This is a genomic window from Streptomyces sp. 150FB, from assembly GCF_000818195.1.
In the GTDB taxonomy this organism is placed as follows: domain Bacteria; phylum Actinomycetota; class Actinomycetes; order Streptomycetales; family Streptomycetaceae; genus Streptomyces.
The window spans coordinates 9,169,940-9,174,781 of sequence record NZ_JTHL01000001.1; the positions used below are offsets into that span (position 1 = coordinate 9,169,940).

General features: G+C 69.6%; 5 protein-coding genes. All 5 read left to right on the forward strand.

The window, feature by feature from the left end:
• The first annotated feature begins 416 nt into the window (after positions 1-416).
• The gene (locus QR77_RS39285) at positions 417-1,148 is read left to right on the forward strand and encodes an SDR family oxidoreductase (protein ID WP_040026700.1); all 732 of its coding nucleotides are present in this window, start codon (positions 417-419) and stop codon (positions 1,146-1,148) included.
• A 303-nt stretch (positions 1,149-1,451) separates the two neighbouring features.
• Positions 1,452-2,414 (forward strand): DUF4232 domain-containing protein, encoded by a 963-nt coding sequence (locus QR77_RS47215; protein WP_173476407.1) that lies wholly within the window; start codon positions 1,452-1,454, stop codon positions 2,412-2,414.
• Between the two features lie 237 nt (positions 2,415-2,651).
• Entirely contained in the window at positions 2,652-3,512 is an 861-nt protein-coding gene (locus tag QR77_RS39295; RefSeq protein WP_040026701.1) for a class II fructose-bisphosphate aldolase, read from the forward strand.
• A 2-nt stretch (positions 3,513-3,514) separates the two neighbouring features.
• On the forward strand, positions 3,515-4,336 hold the full coding sequence (locus QR77_RS39300) for an HAD-IA family hydrolase (RefSeq protein WP_052489429.1): 822 nt from the start codon (positions 3,515-3,517) through the stop codon (positions 4,334-4,336).
• Positions 4,337-4,358: 22 nt separating this feature from the next.
• Positions 4,359-4,842, forward strand: a 484-nt coding sequence (locus QR77_RS39305) for a DAK2 domain-containing protein (RefSeq protein ID WP_052489430.1), incomplete at its 3' end; no start/stop codon positions are given.

Genomic DNA, 4,842 nt, shown 5'->3' on the forward strand with positions numbered 1-4,842 from the left:
GCGGGTCGCCGCGGTGGCCGGACTCGCCGCCGCCGAGCAGCGGTGCTGCCCCTTCTTCGACTTCCGCCTCCACCTCGACGGCCGGACGCTGCACCTGGAGGTGCGCGCCCCCGTCGACGGGGCCGCACTGCTCGCCGAACTCTTCGGCCCGCTCGCCTGACCTGACCTGACCCGACCCGACCCGACCCGACCCGATCCGCCACCGTCGACCACCGCAAGCGGTCCAGCTCTTGTGCTGGGCCGCTTTTCGCATGCCATGCGCGGGGGCGGGGCGACCGGCCCGAGGAGGGGGCCGACGTTTGACAGCGCCCTCACTTCGACTCACTATAGAGCCAGTGCTCTAAAAAGAGTGAGCGCTCTAAAAGCTCCAGAAGCAGGCGGCTCGACCCGCCTCGATCACCCGAGGGACGGACACCATGGAACTCAAGGATCAGGTCGCGCTCATCACAGGTGGCACCGCCGGCATCGGCCTGGAGGCCGCCCGGCTGTTCGTACGCGAGGGTGCCGCCGTCGTCATCTCCGGCCGCAGCGCCGAACGCGGCGCCAAGGCCGTCGCCGAGATCGGCGAGGGCCCGGGCACCGTACGGTTCGTCCAGGCGGACCTGGGTGATCTGGAGTCGGTCGCCAACCTCGCCGAGCAGGCCGGACCGGTCGACATCCTCGTCAACAACGCCGCCGCTTTCCCCGTCGCGCCGACCGTCGAGCAGGAGATCGAGTCCTTCCAGCGGATGTTCGACACCAACGTGCGCGGAACGTTCTTCCTGACCGCCGCTCTCGCACCGGCCATGCTCGCCAAGGGCGCCGGAAGCATCGTCAACGTCACCACCATGGCTGCCCACATGGGCGTCCCCGGGGCCTCCGGCTACAGCGCCACGAAGGCCGCCCTGACGTCCTTCGCCCGGACCTGGGCCGCCGAGTTCAGCCCCAGCGGCGTCCGCGTCAACAGCGTTGCCCCCGGCCCGACCGTCACCGAAGGCGTCCTCGCCGAATGGGGCGACGGAGTCGAGGAGTTGGGCAAGAACCTTCCCCTGCGTCGCACCGCGAAGCCCGTGGAGATCGCCGAATCCATCCTGTTCCTGGCCTCCCCCCGCTCCAGCTTCATCACCGGCTCGACCCTGGCCGTCGACGGCGGCGCCACCGCCATCTGACAACAGGACCTCACGAACGCGGGCGACCTGCGCCCCGCGATCGAGTGGTGGGCCCGCCACCCGATCGCGGGGGCGATTGCTGAAGGCCGACCTCAGCGGGCTGCTCTCGCCCTTCACGAAGGGTCTGCCCGTTCCAGGCATCCGTTCCAGGCAGTCAGCGTCTGCGCTGGTCAGCGCCGGTCCCGGCATTCCGGCATCCCGTAATGCGAGCGTGTTGTGGCGGGTGGAACGAAACGCGGCACATTCTGTGATCGTCCAAGCACTCTGCTGGCAGATCCGAATTCCCGCACCATGGAGATCTCGATGCGTTCACGCCTTGCCGCCCGCTCCGCCCAGGTCTTTCTGACCGCCGCCGTTTCCGTCACAGCCCTCACCACCGCCGCCACGGGCACCGCCTTCGCCGGCACGAGCGGACGCGGCGATGGCGCCGCCCACGCCGCCCACAAGGACGTCGGGCAGTTCTGCGGCACCAACGACCTCACCTTCTCGCTCACCGAGGAGACCCAGGCCGGGGGCTACTACCTCGTCACGGCCAAGGCCAAGCCCGGTATCACCTGCTACCTGGAGGGCATCGCCCCCACCGCGTCCTTCGGCTCCACCCCCGAAACCAAGGTCTCGCCTGTCGAACGGGCCGCCACCGAAACCATCAAGCTGTCCGGCTCCACAGCCGCCTACACCGGCATCAACCCGAAGTCCGTCGGCACCGACGAGGGCACCAACTCCCACCGGCTCACCCTCGCGATCACGAACTTCGAGATCAAGCCCGTAACCCTCGATCTCCCCGAGACCGTCTCGGTCAACCAGGCCATCGCCACCAACTGGCACGCCGACCCCGCCGACGCCGTTCCGTTCGCCGTACAGCCCTGCACCACCGACGACCTCAGATTCTCGCTCAGCGAGAAGACCCAGGCCGGGGGCTACTACCTCGTCACCGCCAAGGCCAAGCCCGGTATCACCTGCTCCCTGGAGAGCATCGCTCCCACCGCGTCCTTCGGCTCCACCCCCGAGACCCAGGTCTCGCCCTCCGAGCCGCCCGCCGCCTACTCGTCCATCGAGGTCAGCGACTCGCTCCCCGCCTACACCGGCATCAGCCCCAAGTCCGTCGGCACGAACGAGGGCACGGACTCCCGGCAGCTCAGCCTCGACATCACCGGCCACGAGACCCGGCCCGTAACCCTCGGCCTCCCCGAGACCGTCTCGGTCAACCAGCCCATCGCCACCAACTGGCAGGCCGACTCCGCCGACGCCGTCCCCTTCCCGAGCTGATCCCGCTCGCACCACTCGCACAGCCCGGACCGCTCATGCCGACGGGTCGCTTCAGGCGGCGCGGCGGCGTGAGCGGCCCCGGCCGTCCGCCACCGCCCGGCGCCATCGCCCCTGACCTGCCTGCCGCCTCGCTGAGGCCGTCCGCCCAGGCCAAAAGTGGCGGGGCGCGATGCGCGGGCGTGGAATGGAAGAACGGGGGCGGAGACGAAGAGCGGGGGCCGGAGACGTGGAGGCGCCGTGAGTGTGACACCGCTGACCGAGATCCTCGCCAAGCCCTTCGACGAGCGCTACGCCGTACCGGCCATCAACGTGTTCAACGACCTCACGCTGGAGGCCGTACTGGCGGCGGCGGTGGAGAACTCCTCTCCGCTGATCGTGCAGACCTCCGTGAAGACGGTCAAGTCCATCGGAAGCGACGTCCTCTATGCCATGTGGACCTCGATGACCGCCGGCATCGAGGTGCCTGTCACCCTGCACCTCGATCACTGTCCGGAGCGCGAGGTCATCACCGAGTGTCTGCGGCGGGGCTGGAACTCGGTGCTGTTCGACGCCTCCAAGCTGCCGGTCGAGGAGAACATGCGGCAGACCGTCGAGGTCGTCGCCGAGGCCCGCGCGTACGGGGCGGCGGTCGAGGGCGAGATCGAGTCGATCACCGGCGTGGAGGACGGCATAGGCAGCAGCGCGACCGCCGAGCAGCAGACCCTCGCGGTCGCGCTGGAGTTCCTGCGGACCACGCAGGTCGATGTCTTCGCACCGGCGATCGGGAACGCACACGGGTCGTACAAGCAGGCGCCGGTGCTCGACGCCCAGCGGGTGTCCGATCTCGTGGAGATCTATCCGGTGCCGATCGCGCTGCACGGCGGCAGCGGACTGTCCGACGAACAGTTCCGTGACCTGATCTCCCGGGGGTGCGCGAAGGTCAACATCTCGACGGCCCTCAAGGAGATGTACATGAAGTCGAACCTGGCCTTCCTCCAGACGGCCGCGGAGCGGCAGAAGTGGGATCCGCCGTCGCTCTTCCGGGCCGTCCGCCAGGACGTCATCGAGATGGCCGGTTCGCTGATGACGCGGTTCGGCAGCGCCGGACGGGCGGGCTAGCCATGCCCGCGCTCATCTTCGACTGTGACGGCGTCCTCGCCGACACCGAACGCGACGGGCATCTGCCCGCCTTCAACGAGACGTTCGAGGAATTCGGTCTGCCTGTGCGGTGGAGCGACGCGGAGTACGCGGAGAAAGTGAAGGTCGGCGGCGGCAAGGAGCGGATGCGGACGCTGCTGACCCCGGACTTCATCGCCGCCGCCGGTCTGCCCTCCGACCCGGCCGCGCTCGACGAGCAGGTCGCGCGCTGGCACCGGCGCAAGACCGAGATCTATACCGGGATCATCAGCAGCGGACGCATCGCGCCCCGGCCCGGCGTACGGAGGGTCGCAGCGGCGGCGCGTGAGGCCGGGTGGACGCTCGCGGTCGCCTCCACCTCGGCGGAGGCATCGGTCCGCAGCGTGCTCGAACTCGCCATGGGGCAGGAACTGGCCGCTTCCTTCAGCGTCTTCGCCGGAGACGTGGTCGAGCGGAAGAAGCCAGCCCCGGACATCTACGCGTTCGCCGTACACCGGCTCGGCTTGGATCCCGCGGACGTCGTCGTGATCGAGGACAGCCGTAACGGGATGCTGGCCGCGCTCGGCGCCGGGCTCGCCTGCGCGGTCACGACCAGCGCCTACACCGGCGAGGAGGACTTCACCGGGGGCTCCCTGGTGGTCTCCTCGCTCGGCGATCCGCCGCCCGAGGAGACCGTCACCCAGGTGCTGAGCGATCCGCTCGGCATCCGTCCGGGGCCCTGTGTGATGCTCGCGGACCTGGCCGTCCTGCCCACCGCCGCCGGTGGTGCGTCGGACCCCACCGCGTCCGGTCCTCGACCGGAGTGACGTCGCAGCAGTGAGGAGAGCCATGTCATCGCCATCGCCATCCCCGTCGAAGTCCGTCGACGACCTCACCTTCGTCGTCCGGGCCATCGCCCGGACCTCGGTGGACAACGAAAGGGCCTTCAGCGACCTCGACGCCGTAGCGGGAGACGGGGATTTCGGGTACTCGCTCGCCCGCGGTTTCGAGATCGTGCTCGGCGACTGGGACGACCTCGCCTCGGACTCGCCGGCCGACTTCCTGAAGAAGGTCGCTCTGGTCATTTCCAAGCGGGTGGGCGGTACGTCGGGGCCGCTCTGGGGCACCGCCTTCCTGCGGGCCGCCGGGGCCGTGAAGGACCGGCCGGAGCTGAACGCCGCGGACGCGGTGGCCATGCTGCGGGCCGCCGCCGAGGGGATCAAGACGCGAGGCAAGTCCGACATCGGTGACAAGACGCTGCTGGACGCGCTGATCCCGATGACTGACGCCCTGGAACAGCGGCTGGCCGACGGCGAACCGGCGGCCGGCGGCG